The sequence below is a fragment of the Enterobacter sp. DVT3837 genome, from assembly GCF_056238685.1.
Window position 1 is genome coordinate 1,113,334 of sequence record NZ_JBWDLA010000001.1, and the last position, 18,346, is coordinate 1,131,679.

18 protein-coding genes are annotated in these 18,346 nt (G+C 55.9%); 2 read left to right on the forward strand and 16 right to left on the reverse strand.

The annotated features are described in order from the left end of the window. Nucleotides 1-18: 18 nt before the first annotated feature. The 5 genes from gntU to AC0XWG_RS05470 all read right to left on the reverse strand — a co-directional run bounded on the left by gntU (nt 19) and on the right by AC0XWG_RS05470 (nt 4,970). Entirely contained in the window at nt 19-1,359 is a 1,341-nt protein-coding gene (gene gntU, locus AC0XWG_RS05450; RefSeq protein ID WP_049007738.1) for a gluconate transporter, read from the reverse strand. A gap of 3 nt (nt 1,360-1,362) precedes the next feature. Next, the gene (gene gntK / locus AC0XWG_RS05455) at nt 1,363-1,890 is read right to left on the reverse strand and encodes a gluconokinase (protein WP_008503362.1); all 528 of its coding nucleotides are present in this window, start codon (nt 1,888-1,890) and stop codon (nt 1,363-1,365) included. Between the two features lie 126 nt (nt 1,891-2,016). Beyond that, nucleotides 2,017-3,012 carry a gluconate operon transcriptional repressor GntR gene (gntR, locus tag AC0XWG_RS05460; RefSeq protein ID WP_028017944.1) on the reverse strand — a complete coding sequence of 332 codons (996 nt, stop codon included), beginning with the start codon at nt 3,010-3,012 and terminating at the stop codon, nt 2,017-2,019. A 101-nt stretch (nt 3,013-3,113) separates the two neighbouring features. After that, on the reverse strand, nt 3,114-3,809 hold the full coding sequence (locus tag AC0XWG_RS05465) for a pirin family protein (RefSeq protein WP_108089401.1): 696 nt from the start codon (nt 3,807-3,809) through the stop codon (nt 3,114-3,116). A gap of 123 nt (nt 3,810-3,932) precedes the next feature. Next, a complete protein-coding gene (locus AC0XWG_RS05470; RefSeq protein ID WP_028017946.1) occupies nt 3,933-4,970 on the reverse strand; it encodes an oxidoreductase in 1,038 nt (345 codons plus the stop codon). Nucleotides 4,971-5,224: 254 nt separating this feature from the next. On the opposite strand from AC0XWG_RS05470, the gene yhhY reads away from it, so the two are divergent. Continuing rightward, the gene (gene yhhY, locus AC0XWG_RS05475; RefSeq protein ID WP_128348327.1) at nt 5,225-5,713 is read left to right on the forward strand and encodes an N-acetyltransferase; all 489 of its coding nucleotides are present in this window, start codon (nt 5,225-5,227) and stop codon (nt 5,711-5,713) included. Between the two features lie 60 nt (nt 5,714-5,773). Here yhhY and ggt read toward each other — a convergent pair whose 3' ends face one another. Continuing rightward, a complete protein-coding gene (gene ggt, locus AC0XWG_RS05480) occupies nt 5,774-7,519 on the reverse strand; it encodes a gamma-glutamyltransferase (protein ID WP_206616253.1) in 1,746 nt (581 codons plus the stop codon). Between the two features lie 123 nt (nt 7,520-7,642). On the opposite strand from ggt, the gene AC0XWG_RS05485 reads away from it, so the two are divergent. After that, nucleotides 7,643-8,020, forward strand: coding sequence for a DUF2756 family protein (locus tag AC0XWG_RS05485; protein ID WP_108089399.1), 378 nt, complete (start codon nt 7,643-7,645; stop codon nt 8,018-8,020). On the opposite strand, the gene ugpQ is transcribed toward AC0XWG_RS05485, so the two are convergent. The 10 genes from ugpQ to livK form a co-directional block, all read right to left on the reverse strand. After that, the gene (gene ugpQ, locus AC0XWG_RS05490; RefSeq protein ID WP_128348328.1) at nt 8,004-8,750 is read right to left on the reverse strand and encodes a glycerophosphodiester phosphodiesterase; all 747 of its coding nucleotides are present in this window, start codon (nt 8,748-8,750) and stop codon (nt 8,004-8,006) included. The genes AC0XWG_RS05485 and ugpQ overlap by 17 nt on opposite strands. Continuing rightward, on the reverse strand, nt 8,747-9,817 hold the full coding sequence (locus tag AC0XWG_RS05495) for a sn-glycerol-3-phosphate import ATP-binding protein UgpC (protein ID WP_028017951.1): 1,071 nt from the start codon (nt 9,815-9,817) through the stop codon (nt 8,747-8,749). Before AC0XWG_RS05495 ends, ugpQ begins: the two co-directional genes overlap by 4 nt. 1 nt (nt 9,818) lies before the next feature. Beyond that, nucleotides 9,819-10,664: a sn-glycerol-3-phosphate ABC transporter permease UgpE gene (gene ugpE, locus AC0XWG_RS05500; RefSeq protein WP_028017952.1), complete on the reverse strand. Its 846-nt coding sequence runs from the start codon at nt 10,662-10,664 to the stop codon at nt 9,819-9,821. Then, nucleotides 10,661-11,548 carry a sn-glycerol-3-phosphate ABC transporter permease UgpA gene (gene ugpA / locus AC0XWG_RS05505; protein WP_023618241.1) on the reverse strand — a complete coding sequence of 296 codons (888 nt, stop codon included), beginning with the start codon at nt 11,546-11,548 and terminating at the stop codon, nt 10,661-10,663. The genes ugpE and ugpA overlap by 4 nt, the downstream gene beginning before the upstream one ends. Before the next feature lie 102 nt (nt 11,549-11,650). Continuing rightward, complete coding sequence (gene ugpB / locus AC0XWG_RS05510; protein ID WP_134708606.1) at nt 11,651-12,967, reverse strand: sn-glycerol-3-phosphate ABC transporter substrate-binding protein UgpB; 1,317 nt, start codon at nt 12,965-12,967, stop codon at nt 11,651-11,653. Between the two features lie 248 nt (nt 12,968-13,215). After that, nucleotides 13,216-13,929 carry a high-affinity branched-chain amino acid ABC transporter ATP-binding protein LivF gene (gene livF, locus AC0XWG_RS05515; protein ID WP_022651964.1) on the reverse strand — a complete coding sequence of 238 codons (714 nt, stop codon included), beginning with the start codon at nt 13,927-13,929 and terminating at the stop codon, nt 13,216-13,218. Nucleotides 13,930-13,946: 17 nt separating this feature from the next. Then, nucleotides 13,947-14,714: a high-affinity branched-chain amino acid ABC transporter ATP-binding protein LivG gene (gene livG / locus AC0XWG_RS05520; protein ID WP_008500101.1), complete on the reverse strand. Its 768-nt coding sequence runs from the start codon at nt 14,712-14,714 to the stop codon at nt 13,947-13,949. After that, a complete protein-coding gene (gene livM, locus AC0XWG_RS05525; RefSeq protein WP_013099130.1) occupies nt 14,711-15,988 on the reverse strand; it encodes a branched chain amino acid ABC transporter permease LivM in 1,278 nt (425 codons plus the stop codon). Before livM ends, livG begins: the two co-directional genes overlap by 4 nt. Beyond that, entirely contained in the window at nt 15,985-16,911 is a 927-nt protein-coding gene (gene livH, locus AC0XWG_RS05530) for a high-affinity branched-chain amino acid ABC transporter permease LivH (RefSeq protein WP_028017954.1), read from the reverse strand. The genes livM and livH overlap by 4 nt, the downstream gene beginning before the upstream one ends. A gap of 46 nt (nt 16,912-16,957) precedes the next feature. After that, nucleotides 16,958-18,067, reverse strand: a complete 1,110-nt coding sequence (gene livK / locus AC0XWG_RS05535; RefSeq protein WP_028017955.1) for a high-affinity branched-chain amino acid ABC transporter substrate-binding protein LivK — start codon at nt 18,065-18,067, stop codon at nt 16,958-16,960. Nucleotides 18,068-18,346 lie beyond the last annotated feature (279 nt).

Consider the following 18,346-nt stretch of genomic DNA (forward strand, 5'->3'; position numbering starts at 1 on the left):
CTTGGCAAATCACCGCATTTAGCTCAGCAGCGTAAAGGCAATCATCCCGACAATTGCGCCTGTCGTACCGAGGATGGTTTCCATCAGCGTCCAGGTTTTCAGCGTCTGCGCCTCGGTGGCACCGGTAAATTTACCGAACAGCCAGAAGCCTGCGTCATTCACGTGAGAAACCACGATAGACCCGCCCGCAATACAGATAGACAGCGCAGCCATTTGCGCACCGGAGTAATGCAGCTGTTCAATCACCGGCATCACCAGACCCACGGCGGTTAAACACGCGACGGTCGCAGAACCCTGAATGATACGCACCGCAGCCGCCAGCACGAAGCAGGTCACGGCTATCGGCAAGCCCATTCCGGTCAGCGCTTCACCCAGAGCGGGACCCACGCCGGAATCCACCAGTACCTGCTTGAACACCCCACCCGCACCGATCACCAGCAGAATAATGCCAGCCGGTTGCAGCGCTGCGCCGCAAATCTCCATGACCCGGTCTTTCGGCATCCCCTGGCGCATCGCCAGGCCATAAATCGCCACCAGACACGCCACCAGGATCGCCGTGAACGGATGGCCAATAAACTCAAACCATTCGTACGCGCTGGAACCTACCGGCACAAAGCGCGCGGCAATGGTTTTCAGCCCAACGAGCACCAGCGGGAGCAGGATCAGTGACAGACTGAAGCCGAAGGATGGCATTTTACCTTCGCCGAGGTGCGGCTCGGTGATGTCATCCGGAATGTGCAGTTCAACGTAACGGCTGATGAAGTTGCCCCACAGCGGACCGGCAATAATCATCCCCGGGATCGCCGCACACAGACCAATCAGGATCATCCAGCCGAAATCAGCGTGCATCTGAGATGCCAGCAGCATCGGCGCTGGCCCGGGCAGCAGGAACGCCGCTGCCGCTGCCACGCCCGCAAACAGTGGGATAACCAGCTTCACGAGGTTAGTCCCGGTGTGGCGCGCCATAGAGAACGCCACGCTAATCAGCAACACAACCGCCACTTCAAAGAACAGCGGCAGGGCACAAATCAGACCGGCCAGACCAATCGCATAATGCGCACGGTTATGTCCGAAGGATTTCAGCATCTTGACGGCTATCTGATCAACAGCGCCTGTCTCATGTAAAATCTTGCCAAACATCGCCCCAAGCGCGACGACAATCGCCAGGAAGCCCAGCGTACCGCCCATCCCTTTTTCCATGGTCGCTGCGATTTTGTCGAGCGGCATCCCGGAAAAGAGACCTGCACCAATAGAAACCACCATCAAAGCAACGAAAGCGTGCATACGCGCCTTCATCACTAAAAACAGCAGCAGCAACACGGAACCCACTGCTGTCAAAACAAGCGTTAATGTACTCAAAACTTACTGCCTTTTATTAATGACCTCGATGGTGCTGGCAACAACACCTTCCAGTGACTGATCGATATCAACCACTAAGACATCTTTCTCATCTTCACCCGGTTCCTGCAGCGCTTCGAACTGCGTCACCAGCATCTGAGTCTTGAAGAAGTGACCTTTGCGCGCCTTCAGACGGCTTTCAATCACCTCAAAATCCCCTTTCAGGTAGATGAAAGAGAGGTTCGGGTTGCCGTCACGCAGCAGGTCACGGTAGGTTTTCTTCAGCGCGGAGCAAACGATAAGGGAAACTTTGTTGGTGCGCTGCATCGCGAACGCGGCGTCATTCAGCGCCTGCAACCACGGTTTGCGGTCGTCGTCGTTCAGCGGCTCGCCGGAGGCCATTTTCATGATATTGCTGCGCGGATGGAGGAAGTCACCATCAAGAAACGCAGCCTGGAGTTGATGCGCCACTTCGCTGGCCACGGCTGATTTCCCGCTACCGGAAACGCCCATCAGGACGTAGACGTGGTGATCATGATTAGTCGTGCTCAAAGGGTGTCCCTCAGTCAATTGTTACGGGTAACAGTTATCGGTAACATTGTCCTGCCGGGGCAAAAGAGAAGCAATATCCAAACGTGCGAGAAGTGAATAAGTGTGAGCTAGCTCAAATTTGTCAGCTCAAATAGATCCACCCGGTGACAAGGTGAAACCTAAATCTAACATTTTAGGGGTAACCGTCTCGCCACGAATGCGCGCCAGCAGGCGTTCTGCGCCAATACGCCCCATACGTTCACGCGGTGTCAGAACGCTCGCCAGACGAGGCTCCATGACCTGGCCGATATCGTGGCCGTGGAAACCGGCAATCGCCATATCACGCGGGATGGAAAGTCCCAGACGCTGACATTCGAACGCTGCACCGACAGCAAGGTCATCGTTGGTACAGAAAATACCGTCCAGTTGCGGATACTCACGCCGCGCCTGACGCATCAGCTCAATACCCGACGTATAGGAAGAGGACTGCTCCACCATCACGCTATACGGGATTAAGTTCGCGTCGAGCATCGCCTGCTCGTATCCCTTCTGTTTGATGATAGTACGTTCATCAAGACGCGCTCCCAGATAGGCAATGTGACGATGACCGCGCGCGATAATCGCCGCCGTCATCTGACGTGCCGCTTCGAAGTTATCAAAACCCACGGCGATATCGAGGCATGGGGACTGGCTGTCCATTAGCTCCACCACCGGAATGCCCGCCACTTCGATCATCTTCAGCGTGCGCGGCGTGTGGGTACGTTCCGTTAAGATCAGGCCGTCGATGTTCCAGGAAAGCATGGACTCAAGACGTTCCTCTTCCAGCTCCGGCTTGTAACCATAGTGCGCAAGCATGGTCTGATAACCAAACGCATCGGTCACACTTTCAATTCCGCGCAGCACTTCGGCGAAAACCTGGTTGGTTAAAGAGGGAAGCAGGACGCCCACCGCACGACTGGTCGCATTGGAGAGAATATCGGGTGCGCGGTTAGGGATATAACCCAGTTCATCAAGAGCCGCGGCAATCTTGCCACGCAGCGCCACGGAAACCTGCTCCGGGTTACGTAAAAAGCGGCTGACCGTCATTTTGGTCACACCAACGCGGTCAGCGACATCCTGAAGTACGGGGCGTTTCTTTTTCATCGTCCTGAGAAATCTTGAAGTGAGAGATTTGCTCAGTTTATCACGGACAAAGCCCAACCTTCCCCTGTCAGAGGGAAGGTTGGGCATTTATTTATGATTTATTACACCGGAGGCAGGTCAAACAGCAGAATTTCACTCTCGCTGTCAGCGTGTACGGAGATCGCCTGCTCGTCCCAGATGGCCAGGCCATCAGCCGTTGTTGCTTTAGTACCGTTGATGGTGACTTCACCTTTCACCACTTGGATCCAGATGCGGCGGTTAGCAGCAATCTGATGAACAGACTGTTCGTCTTTCGCCAGCGCCCAGCGATACAGTTCCATATCCTGATATACCTTCAGGGAGCCTTCTCGCGCATCCGGGGACAGCACCAGCTGTTTACCCTGTTTGGCGTCGAAGCGGCGCTGCTCATAGCGTGGCGTGATGCCGGTTTCTTCTGGAATAATCCAGATTTGATACAGGTGCAGTTTTTCCGTTTTGCTCGGGTTGTACTCAGAGTGACGCACCCCGGTACCCGCGCTCATAATCTGGAATTCGCCCGCAGGAACCTGCTCTTTGTTGCCCATGCTGTCCTGGTGTTCAACCGCGCCTTCCAGCACATAGGTCAGAATTTCCATGTCTTTGTGCGGGTGAGTGCCGAAGCCCTGTCCTGCATCAATCACGTCGTCGTTAATCACGCGCAGTGCGGAGAAGCCCATGAAGTTCGGGTCGTAGTAGTCGGCAAACGAGAATGAATGCCATGAGTCCAGCCAGCCATGATTCGCGTGACCACGTTCGTTTGCTTTGCGTAAGTAGATCATTGTTTTCACCCTCAGTTCGTTTCGATGGAGTAAGTGTGGACGCAAATGGCCTGGGATCATAGAGGGTGAAAATTGACTCCTCTGTTCAAAAATTATGAACAAGCGCAGAGGAGCCATTTTTGCTTATTTCGCGAGGGTTACCGTGGCAGGAGAAGCCTGTTCAAAGGCCCGTTCAAGGATTTCAAGGTTAGTCAGAACGTCAGATTCCTTGACGTAATTCGCCGCGCCGCTATGGATAGTCGCAAACAGTGCATCGTACACGCGGCCATAATCACCCACCTCGGGCTTCAGCTCTTCTCTGGCCGTCGTGCCATCCGCCTTCACATATTCCAGCACGCCAACCGAATCATCCGCCGCAAAGCCCGGTTCACCTGGCATGATATTGGCCTTCAGGCTGGTCTCCTGCTGGTCAATACCGTATTTGATAAACGAGCCTTTCGTACCGTGAACGATAAATTTCGGATAGTCGATTTTCACCAGATGGCTGGTTTTGACAATGGCTTTCAGGTCGCCGTAGAACAGCTGCGCTTCAAACGTGTCGTCCGGGTTGGCTTTGTTACGCAAGCTGCGGATGTCATATGCCACGTGGTCCGGGCGACCAAACAGGGAGATGACCTGATCCATGGTGTGTACACCCAGCCCATAGAATGCGCCATCCTGCGGCAGACCAGGTTGGGTTTCTGCCACCGGGCGATAGTAGTCAAAATGACTTTCAATCTCGACGATGTCACCGAGCTTACCGCTCTCAATCGCTTTTTTCGCCGTCAGGAAACAGCTGTCAAAGCGACGGTTTTGATATGGCGTAACGGTCAGCCCTTTGCTTTTCGCCAGTGCGAACAACGCCTTCGCTTCGGCGATGGTCGGCGTAAACGGTTTTTCCACCAGCACGTTTTTGCCTGCTTCCAGGGCGCGTTTCGCGTAGTCAAAATGGCTGTCAGCATGAGTACAGACAACGACCAGTTTCACCTGCGGATCGTTAAGGATTTCGTCCAGATCGCTGGTGAAATGGATGTGGGAATACTGCGGAGACTGCTCCTCTGGCTTCGCGCGGCGGCGGTAGATATGGGCCACATGCCAGGAATCTTTACGATGAAGGACATACGGAAGGTGATAGCGGGTCGTACTTTTACCAAATCCAATAAATGCGCAATGTAGTGTCATGGCTCAGTCCTTTTGGAAGGTTACTGAGATCTACCATAACAAAAAAAAGCCAGCTAAAAGCTGGCTAAAGTAATACTGAAAGCAATGTGAGCAATGTCGTGCTTTCAGGTTCCCGTAGCGGTCTTCCTGAATGCAGGACAATAATAATCATTCTCATTCGCAGTTGTCCAATACTTTTTGCAAAAAATAGCGGTTGACTCAAATTTTAAAGTCACTGATGTTAAAGAGGACATTAACCCACAGAGGACGAAGGAATGAGTGAGATAGTGATACGCCACGCTGAACCGAAAGATTATGACGCTATTCGTCAGATTCACGCCCAGCCGGAGGTGTACCACAACACGCTACAAGTCCCTCATCCTTCTATGGAAATGTGGCAGATGCGGCTAAGCGATCAGCCTGGGATTAAGCAGTTAGTTGCCTGCATTGATGATATCGTCGTCGGGCATCTCACGATTGATGTCGCACAGCGGCCACGCCGCAGCCACGTCGCTGATTTCGGTATTTGTGTAGGGGCGCAGTGGCACAACCGCGGCGTTGCCAGCGCGCTGCTTCGCACCATGATTGATATGTGCGACAACTGGCTGCGGGTTGATCGTATTGAGCTGACGGTGTTTGTCGACAACGAACCGGCCATTGCGGTCTACAAGAAGCACGGGTTCGAAATTGAAGGCACCGGCAAACGTTACGGGCTGCGCAACGGTGAGTATGTCGATGCGTATTATATGGCGAGAATGAAGTAGTTTGTTGCCCTCACCCCGGCCCTCTCCCCTATGAGCAGAGGGTTAGGGTGAGGGGAACAATCAATACCCCGCCGTTAAATCATCCACCGAACGCGGGTCCGATGCCCCAAACAGTGCGCCATCCGGCCCGACCATAATGCTCTGGGTGCTCCCCATCGCCTCTTTCACCGCCACCTTCTGTCCGCGCTGCTCCAGCAGTTTGATCGTATCCGGGCTAAAGCCCTTCTCGACACGCAGCTCATCCGGCAGCCACTGATGGTGGAAACGCGGGGCATTGGTCGCTTCGGCAACGTTCATCCCAAAGTCGATACTGTTCACGACCATTTGCAGCACAGTCGTGATAATGCGGCTGCCGCCCGGGCTACCGGTCACCAGCCAGATTTTACCGTCTTTCACCACGATGGTAGGCGACATGGAAGACAATGGACGCTTCTTCGGCCCCACCGCATTCGCATCACCACCGACCAGCCCGTAGACGTTCGGCACACCCGGTTTGGCAGAGAAATCATCCATCTCGTTATTCAGCAGAATGCCGCTATTGCCCGCCACAATCCCGGTGCCGAAGGTGGTATTCAGCGTATAGGTCACCGCCACCGCGTTACCGTCTTTATCCACCACCGAGAAATGGGTGGTCTGGTTGCTTTCGTACGGTGCCAGCTTGCCCGGGCGGATCTCACTCGACGGCTTAGCCTTGTTGATGTCGATCTGTTCTGCAATCGATTTGGCATAAGCCTTATTGGTCAGCGCCTGCCACGGCACCTTCACGAAGTCCGGATCGCCGAGATATTCCGAACGGTCAGCGTAGGCATGCTTTTCCGCCTCGGCCATCACCTGCATGGCATCGGCACTGCCGAAGCCGAATTTGTGCATATCGAAGTTTTCAAGAATGTTGAGGATCTGCACGATGTGAATGCCACCAGAGGACGGCGGTGGCATGGAAAAGACTTCGTAGCCGCGATAGGTTCCACTGATCGGCGCACGCTGCACCGCCTTGTATTCTGCCAGATCCGCTTTGGTGATGAGCCCGCCGTTCTTTTGCATCTCTTCAGCAATCTGGTCTGCAATCGCGCCTTTGTAGAAGGCGTCCGGGCCGTGCTCCGCAATCAGCTCCAGGCTTTTGGCAAGGTTCTTCTGCACCAGCTTATCGCCCTTCTTCAGCGGCTCACCGTCTTTCCAGAAGATCGCCTTGCTGTTTTCATGGTTCGGAATGACTTCACTACCGTAGGTTTTGAGATCGTCGGCCAGGGCGTCATTCACAATAAAGCCATCCCGCGCCAGCTTGATGGCAGGCTGCACGACTTTGTTCAGCGGCAGAGTGCCGTATTTTTCCAGCGCCAGCGAGAAACCCGCCACGGTGCCCGGCGTGCCGGACGCGAGATGCGAGGTCAGCGATTTTTTGCTGTCCGGATTGCCCTGATCGTCAAGGAACATATCGCGGGAAGCCTTGCCGGGAGCCATTTCACGGAAGTCGATAGCCGTGGTTTTCCCGTCTTTGGTGCGCAGCATCATAAACCCCCCGCCCCCCAGGTTACCCGCCTGCGGATGCGTCACCGCCAGCGCGTACCCGACGGCAACAGCCGCATCCACCGCGTTACCGCCCTGCTTGAGAATATCGACGCCCACTTTTGTTGCCAGCGCATCCACCGAAGCCACCATGCCATGTGTCGCCCGCACGGGATGGAAAACATCTTCCTCTACGCCGTAAGAGACTGGCGGTGCCGCTGGCGGGTTGGCCGCCACGCTAAATGTGCCGCCTGCCATTAGCGCGGCGATCGCTACCCAGCGTAAAAATGTTGGTTTCATCATTATTGTTCTCCAGGTGAAGGGATCCATATTCCCCGCTTAAGCCTGGTTCACAACTCCTAAAAAATCATCGTCATGGTGAAATCAGGGTAAACTTAAGAGAGGCCTCAAAAGGAGGAAATGACAATGAAACGCTTACTGATTCTTACCGCGCTGTTACCGTTTACCGCGCTCGCACAGCCACTGAATACCATGAACAATCCGAACCAGCAGGGTTATGTCATTCCGAGCCAGCAGCGTATGCAGACGGAGATGATGAGCCAACAGCAGCAGCAAAAAGGGATGCTTAACCAGCAGTTGAAAACGCAGACCCAGATGCAACAGCAGAGCCTGCAAAATCAGATGAACGCCAACACTCAGCGCGTGCAGCAGGGTCAGGTACGGGAACAGCCGCTGCCCAACCATAACGGTGGCATGTTAGGCAACGGAACAATGCAGAGCAGCGGACAGCAGCATATGCTGCCGCAACAGTCGAACGGCAGTATGCTTAATCCGCAGAACTAAAGTCCGGGCCGATCAGGTCAATCGCATCGGTACAGACACTGTCCACACCCCAGCGCAGCAGCTCGGCCGCGCGCTGGGGCTTGTTGACCGTATAAACCAGAATATGCAGACCCGCCGCTTTCAACATCTTCACCCGCGCCTCATCCAGCAGCCTGTGGTTGAGATGAATAGAGACACACGCTAAACGGGTAGTCAGCTCGCGCCAGTCTTCGCGCCACTCGTCCAGCAATAGCCCGCGCGGCAGTTCCGGCACGGCCGCCTGCGCCGCCTCCAGGGCGTCAATTTCAAACGAGGAGAGCAACGGCGCGGTCATTCCTTCCCACAACTCACGCGCTGCCAGCGCGATGACCTTGCCCGTTAGCGGCCCGGTGCCGGTTGTCGGTTTGATTTCAATATTGGCCATCATCCCGTGCTGACGGCAGCGGTCCGCCACTTCCGCCAGCAGCGGCAGCGGCTCGCCTTTGAATTCACCGCTGTACCAGCTTCCGGCATCCACTTTCAGCAGATCGCGCCACGGCAATTCACCCGCCACACCCCAGCCGTTGCTGGTGCGTTCGAGGTTATCGTCATGCAGCAGGAAAATTTCGCCGTCTTTCGACAGCTTGGCGTCGAACTCGATCATCGTGTGGCCGTAACGCGCGCCAACATCAATTGCCGCCAGGGTGTTTTCCGGCGCCAGTTTACCGCCGCCACGGTGGGCGACAATATGGGGATAAGGCCAGTTGCTCATACTCGTTGTCCTGTTTCACCGTCAAATAAGTGCAGGTGATTTTCCGGCAGATGCAGCCATAGCGTGCTGCCTGCTTTAGGGCGTTCCTGATGCGCCAGACGCACCACCATTTTTTGCTCGCCCCAACGTCCGTGCGCCAGGTTATCAGCGCCCAGCATCTCCAGCGTATCCATCACCAGCGGTACGCCGCCTTCCGCCTGAGAGGTTAAACCAATATGCTCCGGGCGGATACCGAGCGTCATTTTACGCCCGGCGTAGCCACGATAGTACCAGTTGATCGGCAATGCCATCCCGCTTTCCAGCTCAAAATGAGTTCCCGCGCTGCTGATACGCCCTTCCAGAAGGTTCATTGCCGGGCTGCCGATAAAGCTCGCCACAAAGCGAGTGGCCGGTTTTTCATACACTTCAACCGGGGTGCCGATCTGCTCAGCTATCCCCTTGTTCATCACCATCACGCGCTGGGCGAGCGTCATCGCTTCGACCTGATCGTGGGTCACGTACAAAGAGGTGGTTTTCAGGCGGCGATGCAGCTGCTGTAGCTCCAGGCGCATCTGCACACGCAGCTTGGCGTCGAGGTTGGAGAGCGGTTCATCAAACAGGAACACCGCTGGGTCACGCACAATCGCGCGCCCCATCGCCACACGCTGACGCTGACCGCCGGAAAGCTCACGCGGTCGGCGCTTCAGCAGGCCATCCAGCTCCAGAATGCGGGCCGCTTCTCTCACGCGCTCCTCAATATGCCCTTTGCCCATTCCGCGGATTTTCAGCCCCCAGGCCATGTTCTCTTCCACACTCATGTGCGGATAGAGCGCGTAGTTCTGGAACACCATCGCGATGCCTCTGTCTTTCGGCTCCATTTCGGTGACGCGCTGACGGTCAATCCAGATATCCCCGGAGGTCACGCGCTCAAGCCCCGCCACCATGCGCAACAAGGTTGATTTACCGCAGCCGGACGGCCCGACCATCACGATAAATTCGCCGTCCGCCACGTCGAGCGTTAACGGCTGAATAACCTGGGTTTTGCCATCCCAGCTTTTAGTCACTGCCTGAAGTTTTAAACCTGCCATCTTATTTCTCACTGTCCACTAAACCACGCACAAACGCACGCTGCATGGCTAAAACGATAACGACCGGGGGGATAAGGGTGAGCAGCATCGCCGCCATCACCTGGTTCCAGAGGGTGGTGCCTTCACCAGTGGCGATCATGCCTTTGATGCCCGCCACGGCAGTGCCGAGGTTGACATCCTGAATAATCAGCAGCGGCCACAGGTACTGGTTCCAGCCGTAAATAAAGGTGATCACAAACAGCGCCGCGAGGTTGGTTTTCGACAGCGGCAGCACGATGTCGCGGAAGAAGCGCATCGGTGAAGCGCCGTCGATACGCGCGGCTTCAATCAGCTCGTCCGGCAGGGTCATAAAGAACTGGCGGAACAGGAAAGTGGCGGTCGCCGAGGCCATCAACGGCAGGGTTAAGCCCGCATAGCTGTCGAGCATCCCAAGATTGGCGATGACCTCCACCGTCGGGAAGATACGCACCTCCACCGGCAACATCAGGGTGATGAAGATCATCCAGAAGAACAGGTTGCGCAGCGGAAAGCGGAACCAGACGATGGCAAAGGCCGAGAGCATCGACACCGTAATTTTGCCCACCGTGATACCGAACGCCATGATGAAGCTGTTGAGCATCATCAACCAGAACGGCGCGCTGTTAACGCCCACGCCCTGCGTCCAGATGGTCGACATATTCTCGAAAAGATGACCGCCCGGGATCAGCGTCATCGGCGTATCAAACACCGCTTTGGTGTCCAGCGTGGCGGCGACAAAGGCCACGTACAGCGGGAACAGGATGACAATAATCCCTAAAATCAGCATGGTATGGCTGAAAATCGTCAGCCCGCGACGGTTCTCAATCATTGGTAGCGCACCTTACTTTCGACATAACGGAACTGCACCACCGTGAGGATGATGACAAGGAACATCAGCACGACGGATTGCGCTGCGGAGGCTGAGAGATCCAGGCCAGCAAAACCTTCGCGGTAGATCTTATAGATAAGCGTCGTTGTCGCCTGCACCGGGCCGCCTGCGGTCGCTGCGTCGATCACCGGGAAGGTATCGAAGAAGGCGTACACGAGGTTGACCACCAGCAGGAAGAAACTCACCGGGGCGATCAGCGGCAGCGACAGCCTGAAGAAACGACGAATGGGCCCTGCGCCGTCAATTGCCGCAGCTTCCACCAGCGAGCGCGGAATGGACTGCAGCGCGGCAAAGAAGAACAGGAAGTTGTAGCTGATCTGCTTCCACACCGAGGCGAATACCACCAGGAACATCGCCTGGCCGCTGTTCTGTGCGTGGTTCCAGTCGTAGCCGAATTCTGCCAGGAAGTGGGTAATCAGCCCGCGCCCGGGGTTAAACAGGAAGATCCACAACACGGCAGCGACGGCGGGCGCTACGGCGTAAGGCAGCAGCATCAGGGTCTGATACAGGCGGCTGCCGCGCACCACGTAATCCACCAGCGCGGCGAAAAATAGCGAGGCAACCAGACCGCTGACGGTCACCAGCGCGCTGAATTTCATCGTCGTCCAGAAGGAGTCCAGGTAGTAGCTGTCATGGAACAGCGCGGTGAAGTTGTCCAGGCCAACAAACTGGCTGGAAAGCCCGAACGGATCGACGCTTTGCACCGAGTACCACAGCGCTTCGCCTGCAGGCCAGATAAAGAAGATAACGGTGATGACCAGCTGTGGCGCGACCAGCAGATAGGGCAGCCAGCGGGACCGGAACACCGGACGGGATGATGACATTGAGATTTGGTTCCTGAACAATGCCGGGTGGCGGCTACGCCTTACCCGGCCTACATGGGGCACGTCGTAGGCCCGGTAAGCGCAGCGCCACCGGGCATTTTTTTACGATTTGGTCGACTGCTCAAAGCGGCGCAGTAGCTGATTTCCGCGCTCTACCGCAGAGTCCAGCGCCTGCTGTGGCGTTTTCTTCCCGGTCCACACGCTTTCCAGTTCTTCATCGACGATGGTGCGGATCTGCGGCATGTTGCCCAGACGCAGGCCTTTGGTGAACGGCAACGGCGGCTTGTTCAGCATCTGGCGCGTCGCGATGTCCGCGCCCGGGTTCTTGCTGTAGAAGCCCTGCTCGCGGGTCAGGTCATAGGCGGCTTTGGTGATTGGCAGGTAGCCGGTTTTCTGGTGCCATTCGGCGGCATTTTCTGGTTTTGCCAGGAAGTCGAGGAATTCGGCTACGCCTTTGTAGGTCCCTTTGTCTTTGCCCTGCATCACCCACAGGCTTGCCCCGCCGATGATGGCGTTCTGCGGTGCGCCTTTCACGTCAGCGTCGTAAGGCATCATGCCCACGCCGTAGTTGAATTTGGCGTAATGACGGATGTCTGCCAGCGAGCCGGAAGAAGCGGTAGTAATAGCGCAATCGCCGTTGTAGAACTTCTCGGTGGATTCGTCTTTACGGCCGTAGTAGCTGAAATCGCCCTTCTTGTTGAGTTCTTCCAGCAGCGCAATGTGTTTCACCTGCTCTGGCTTATTGAACTCCAGGACCGCGTCAGTGCCGTCGAAACCGTTGTTTTTGGTCGCCACCGGCAGGCCATGCCAGGCGCTGAAGTTTTCAATCTGGATCCAGCCCTGCCAGCCGCTCGCATAACCACACTTCATCCCTGCCGCTTTCAGCTTCGCGGTGTACTCCGCCAGATCCTGCCAGGTTTTTGGCGGCTGCTCTGGATCTAAACCGGCTTTTTTGAAGGCGTCTTTGTTGTAGTACAGCACAGGGGTGGAGCTGTTAAACGGCTGGGACAGCAGGTGGCCAGTTTTGGAATCGGTGTAGTAACCGGAAACGGTCGGTACGAACTGGGATTCGTCGAAGTTGATACCCGCGTCTTTAAAGACTTCGTACACCGGTTTGATGGCTTTAGAGGCCATCATGGTGGCGGTACCCACTTCATAAACCTGTAACAGCGCAGGCGCGTTGCCGGTACGGAAAGCAGCAATACCTGCGCTCAGGCTCTGCTCGTAGTTACCTTTATACACCGGCACAATTTTGTAATCCGGATGGGTGTCGTTGAAACGCTGTGCCAGGGAGTCAACTTCTTTACCCAACTCCCCTTCCATGGAATGCCAGAACGGAATGGTGGTGACTGCCATTGCGTTCGTCGCAAAAGCCAGACCAATTGCCAGACCCAAAGCTGTGTGTCGTAACGATGTCATTGTCATCTCTCTTATTGTGCCGGATGCGCGATATCACGCGTTTTATGCTCGCGAGGTAACATGACATGCTCGAATGACAGAAAAATAACTGTTTGTTTACAGATAAGTGACAGCCAGGCGTCAGGGGGATGATGGTTGTGTGAAGGGGGTTGGGGGTGAAAAAAAGCCGGGTGGCGGCTACGCCTTACCCGGCCTACTCGATCCTGTAGGCCCGGTAAGCGTAAGCGCCACCGGGCGATGAAGACGGCTCAGCCGCCTAAATAAGCGCTCCGCACCGCCTCGTTCGCGAGCAGCGCGTCTCCGGTATCAGAAAGCACCACGCGGCCGTTCTCCAGCACGTAGCCACGGTCTGCAAGCTTCAGCGCCTGGTTAGCATTCTGCTCGACGAGGAAGATGGTCATCCCCTCTTTACGCAACTGTTCGATGGTGTCGAAAATCTGCTGGATGATGATTGGCGCAAGCCCCAGCGACGGTTCATCGAGTAGCAACAATCGCGGCTGGCTCATCAGCGCACGGCCAATCGCCAGCATCTGCTGTTCACCACCGGACATAGTACCCGCACGCTGAATACGGCGTTCCCACAGGCGCGGGAAGAGTTCATACACCCACTTGATACGGGTCTGGTATTCATCGCGGTGGGCGAAAAACCCGCCCATCGCCAGGTTCTCTTCCACCGTCATGCGGGAAAACACGCGGCGCCCTTCCGGCACAATCGCCACGGCTTCACGCATGATTCTGGCGGTCTGCCAGTCGGTAATGTCTTTGCCATCAAACACAATTCGCCCGCTGGTCGCGCGCGGGTCACCGCACAGGGTGCCGAGCAGTGTGGTTTTGCCCGCGCCGTTGGCCCCAATCAGGGTGACGATTTCCCCCTGATTGATATGAAGGCTGACATCGTGCAGCGCCTGAATCTTGCCGTAGTGCGCATTGACCTTGTCGAACGTTAACATCGCTTTTTCCATCTTATGGCTCGCCCCCATTATGCTTCGCCTAAATAGGCGCGGATCACGTCCGGATTGTTGCGGATCTCTTCCGGCGTGCCGTTTGCCAGCGGCGTGCCCTGGTTTACCACGTAGATACGGTCAGAAATGCCCATCACCAGCTTCATATCGTGCTCAATCAGCAGGATGGTGGTGTCGTGATGATCGCGCAGCTCGGCAATCAGCTCGTCCAGCTCTTTGGTCTCTTTCGGGTTGAGGCCAGCAGCAGGTTCGTCGAGCATCAGGATTTCCGGCTGCGTCACCATGCAACGCACAATCTCCAGACGGCGTTGGTCGCCGTAAGCCAGGTTGCTAGCCTGACGGTTAGCGTGCTGCAACAGACCGATGCGGTCGAGCCAGGTGGCAGCGCGATCCAGCGCTTCATCCTGCGCGCGACGGAAGGCCGGGGTTTTCAGCAGGCCAGAGAAAAGCCCGGTTTTCAGCTGCTGATGTTGCGCCACCAGCAGGTTCTCAATGACCGTCATCTCGCGGAACAGACGCACGTGCTGGAAAGTACGCACCACGCCCATACGGGCGATCTGTTGCCCGGGCAGGCCTTCAAGGTGCTGGTCGCGCAGCATAATGGTGCCGCCCGTCGGCTTGTAGAAACCGGTCAAACAGTTGAAGACCGTGGTTTTCCCCGCGCCGTTCGGGCCAATCAGGGAGACAATCTCTTTCTTGTGCAGATCCAGATTCACGTTGTTGACCGCCAGCAGGCCGCCAAAACGCATCATCAGACCGTTAACGGATAATAATGGCTGACTCATGCCTGCTCTCCTTTCGCTTGCCCGTTCTTCAGCTTCAGCTGTGGACGGGTCATCGGCAGCAAGCCCTGCGGACGCCAGATCATCATCAGCACCATTAAACCACCCAGCATCAGCATGCTGTATTCGTTAAAGTCGCGCATCAGCTCACGTGAGACCACCAGCAGGATGGCCGCCAGGATAACGGCGAACTGCGAACCCATCCCGCCGAGCACCACAATCGCCAGCACAAAGGCAGATTCGGCAAAAGTGAAGGATTCCGGGCTGACAAAGCCCTGGCGCGCGGCAAACAGCGTTCCGGCAAAACCGGCAAACGCGGCACTGATGGTGAACGCGGTCAGCTTGATGCGGGTCGGGTTCAGGCCCAGGGAGCGGCAGGCGATCTCATCTTCACGCAGTGCTTCCCACGCGCGGCCCAGCGGCATGCGCAGCAGACGGTTGATCACGAACAGGGTAATCACCACCAGCAGCAGCGCCACCAGGTAGAGCCAGATGACACGGTCAGACGGGTCGTATTTCACGCCAAAGAAGTTGCTGAAGGTATCCCAGCCGCCTTCACGAGCGGTACGGCTGAATTCCAGACCAAAGAAGGTCGGTTTCGGGATCTGGCTGATACCGTTCGGGCCACCGGTCACTTCGGTGTTGTTGAGCAGCAGGATACGGACGATTTCACCAAAGCCTAAGGTCACGATCGCCAGGTAGTCACCGCGCAGGCGCAGCACCGGGAAGCCCAGCAGGAAGCCCGCAGCCGCAGAAACCAACCCCGCCAGCGGCAGACACGTCCAGAAGCCGAGGCCGTAATAGTGGTTCAACAGCGCAAAAGTGTAGGCGCCGATGGCGTAGAAGCCGCCGTAGCCCAGCACCAGCAGGCCTGACAAACCCACGACCACGTTCAGACCGAGACCGAGGATCACGTAGATCATGGTCAGAGTGGCAATGTCTACCGTCCCGCGCGACACCACGAACGGCCACGCCACCGCCGCCACCAGCAGGGCGACGAGGAACAGCTTCTGTTTAACAGTTGAACCATCAATCGCAGGCAGCACGAATTTCGGGCCAGAAACGCCTTTCAGCGTCTTCTGGAACAGCGGACGCAGCAGCTGGAACAGGAACACCACGGCAGTGCCGATAAACACCCACTGCCAGCGGATGTCTGCTGCGGTGTCCACCACCAGCTTAGTACCGTTCAGCTCTAACTGAACGCCCATAAAGACGCCCGCCAGCACGAAGAACATGGCGGCAGAGAGCAGCGCCATTGCAAAATGCATCGGTTTCATACTTTCTCTACCTCCGGACGACCCAGAATACCGGTAGGCATTACCAGCAGAACCAGAATCAGCAGGGCAAACGACACCACATCTTTATATTCCGTACTCAGATACGCCGAGGAGAGCGCTTCCGCCACGCCGAGGATAAGACCGCCAATCATCGCGCCCGGAATGCTGCCGATACCACCCAGCACCGCTGCGGTGAAGGCTTTCATCCCGGCCATAAAGCCGATGTACGGGTTAATCACACCGTAGAACTGACCAAGCAGCACACCTGCGACGGCAGCCATTGCCGCACCAATCACGAAGGTAAGTGCAATCACACGGTCCGTGTTAATGCCAAGCAGGCTCGCCATCTTCAGGTCTTCCGCGCAGGCACGACAGGCGCGCCCCATGCGGGAATAACGAATGAACAAGGTCAGCGCCAGCATCGCAATGAAGGTCACGATCCAGATAACCAACTGCATGGTGGTAATAGACGCAGAGAAGTTATCACTCGCCCCGACAACCCACTGGCCATTAAACAAGCTTGGCAGCGCCACGTCGCGCGAGCCTTCGGTCAGGCTGACGTAGTTTTGCAGGAAGATTGACATACCGATGGCGGAGATCAGGGCAATCAGGCGCTTGGAGCTGCGCACCGGCCTGTAGGCCACGCGTTCGATGCTCCAGCCGTAGGCACTGGCAATCACGATCGCGCCGACAAACCCGGCAGCGACCAGCAGCCAGCTGCTGTCGATACCCATCATCATCAGCGCGGCGATGATCATAAAGGAGACATAACTACCGATCATGTACACCTCGCCGTGGGCGAAGTTAATCATGCCGATAATACCGTAAACCATCGTATAGCCGATGGCGATCAGCGCGTAGGTGCTTCCCAGCGTGACGCCGTTAAACATCTGCTGCAGGAAATAGAGAAACTGCTCGGACATATGCAAACCTTTTTATACCCGCCCGTCAGTCCGGGCGGTGGGATAATTATTTGGCGGCCGAGGATGAACCGTCGGCGTGCCACTTAAAGACACCAAACTCAAATCCCTTCAGATCGCCTTTCTCATCCCAGTTCAGCGGCCCAATCACGGTGTTCGCCCCGTGTGCTTTTAAATCTTTCACCAGATCCAGCGGTTCTTTGCTGCCGGAGCGATCCAGTGCGGTTGCCAGAGACTGTACAGCCGCGTAGGTGATCCAGACGTATGGACCACTCGGATCCTTCTTCTGCGCCTTGAGCGCATCAACGATAGCCTTGTTGGCCGGATCCTGGTCATAGCGTTTTGGCATCGTAACCAGCATGCCTTCGGCGGCATCACCCGCGATGTTTGACAGGGAGGCGTTACCCACGCCTTCCGGCCCCATAAACTGGGTTTTCAGCCCTACTGACCGCGCCTGGCGCAGCATCTGGCCCATTTCCGGGTAGTAGCCACCGTAATAAACGAAATCAATATTCTCTTTTTGCAGACGGGCGATCAGCGCGGAGAAGTCTTTCTCACCGGCGGTAATTCCATCGAAGAAGACGACATTCGCGCCGCCTTTTTTCAGGCCGTCCTGAACGGAACGCGCCAGGCCTTCACCGTACTGCTGTTTGTCATGAATAATGGCAATGCGCTGTGGCTTAACGGTGTCGAGGATGTATTTGGCGGCGGTTGGGCCCTGAGAGGAGTCCAGACCCGCGGTACGCATAATGTGCTGATAGCCGCGTTGGGTCAGCTCCGGGTTGGTCGCACCTGGGGTGATCATCAGAATGCCTTCGTCTTCGTAGATATCAGACGCAGGCTGGGTGGAGGATGAGCACAGGTGGCCGATCACATACTGAATACCGTCGTTGACGATTTTGTTGGCGACCGCAACGGCCTGTTTGGGATCGCAGGCATCGTCGTATTCCACACCGACCAGTTTGTCGCCTTTGATACCGCCTTTGGCGTTGATGTCTTTGATGGCCTGGCGCGCACCGTTGAACTCCATATCCCCCCACTGGGCAACAGGACCGGACATCGCACCGACTACAGCAACTTTAATCTCTTCCGCCATGGCCGCATGCGAAATCGACAATGCAACCATCCCCGCGAGTAACGTTTTCGCGTTCCTTCTCATCTCTGAATCCCCATTCGTGATGTCGTGTTTATATTTTGTTTTATTCTGGTTAAAAAGCATTCTGTACTTTTAATGCACAACGCTATTTTTACCAGTGCCTTTAATGGTTTAGCGCAGGTTTTTGTCAAAAACCAGACTAAAATCTCTATTTTTCAGGCTATTAAGCAAAGATAATATTCTGAAATCAGGCAGAGATAAACAAATAAAAGTGCAGTTTGCAGCATAAAATAACGGTACAAAGCGCCGAATAAATCACTACCATTCAGGTTAAAATTCTGC

Excerpts from the sequence above, each read along its gene's own strand:
- gntR (WP_028017944.1), bottom strand. The coding sequence starts at position 3,012 with ATGAAAAAGAAACGCCCCGTACTTCAGGATGTCGCTGACCGCGTTGGT.
- AC0XWG_RS05465 (WP_108089401.1), bottom strand. The coding sequence starts at position 3,809 with ATGATCTACTTACGCAAAGCAAACGAACGTGGTCACGCGAATCATGGC.
- AC0XWG_RS05470 (WP_028017946.1), bottom strand. The coding sequence starts at position 4,970 with ATGACACTACATTGCGCATTTATTGGATTTGGTAAAAGTACGACCCGC.
- yhhY (WP_128348327.1), top strand. The coding sequence starts at position 5,225 with ATGAGTGAGATAGTGATACGCCACGCTGAACCGAAAGATTATGACGCT.
- ggt (WP_206616253.1), bottom strand. The coding sequence starts at position 7,519 with ATGATGAAACCAACATTTTTACGCTGGGTAGCGATCGCCGCGCTAATG.
- AC0XWG_RS05485 (WP_108089399.1), top strand. The coding sequence starts at position 7,643 with ATGAAACGCTTACTGATTCTTACCGCGCTGTTACCGTTTACCGCGCTC.
- ugpQ (WP_128348328.1), bottom strand. The coding sequence starts at position 8,750 with ATGAGCAACTGGCCTTATCCCCATATTGTCGCCCACCGTGGCGGCGGT.
- AC0XWG_RS05495 (WP_028017951.1), bottom strand. The coding sequence starts at position 9,817 with ATGGCAGGTTTAAAACTTCAGGCAGTGACTAAAAGCTGGGATGGCAAA.
- ugpE (WP_028017952.1), bottom strand. The coding sequence starts at position 10,664 with ATGATTGAGAACCGTCGCGGGCTGACGATTTTCAGCCATACCATGCTG.
- ugpA (WP_023618241.1), bottom strand. The coding sequence starts at position 11,548 with ATGTCATCATCCCGTCCGGTGTTCCGGTCCCGCTGGCTGCCCTATCTG.
- ugpB (WP_134708606.1), bottom strand. The coding sequence starts at position 12,967 with ATGACATCGTTACGACACACAGCTTTGGGTCTGGCAATTGGTCTGGCT.
- livF (WP_022651964.1), bottom strand. The coding sequence starts at position 13,929 with ATGGAAAAAGCGATGTTAACGTTCGACAAGGTCAATGCGCACTACGGC.
- livG (WP_008500101.1), bottom strand. The coding sequence starts at position 14,714 with ATGAGTCAGCCATTATTATCCGTTAACGGTCTGATGATGCGTTTTGGC.
- livM (WP_013099130.1), bottom strand. The coding sequence starts at position 15,988 with ATGAAACCGATGCATTTTGCAATGGCGCTGCTCTCTGCCGCCATGTTC.
- livH (WP_028017954.1), bottom strand. The coding sequence starts at position 16,911 with ATGTCCGAGCAGTTTCTCTATTTCCTGCAGCAGATGTTTAACGGCGTC.
- livK (WP_028017955.1), bottom strand. The coding sequence starts at position 18,067 with ATGAGAAGGAACGCGAAAACGTTACTCGCGGGGATGGTTGCATTGTCG.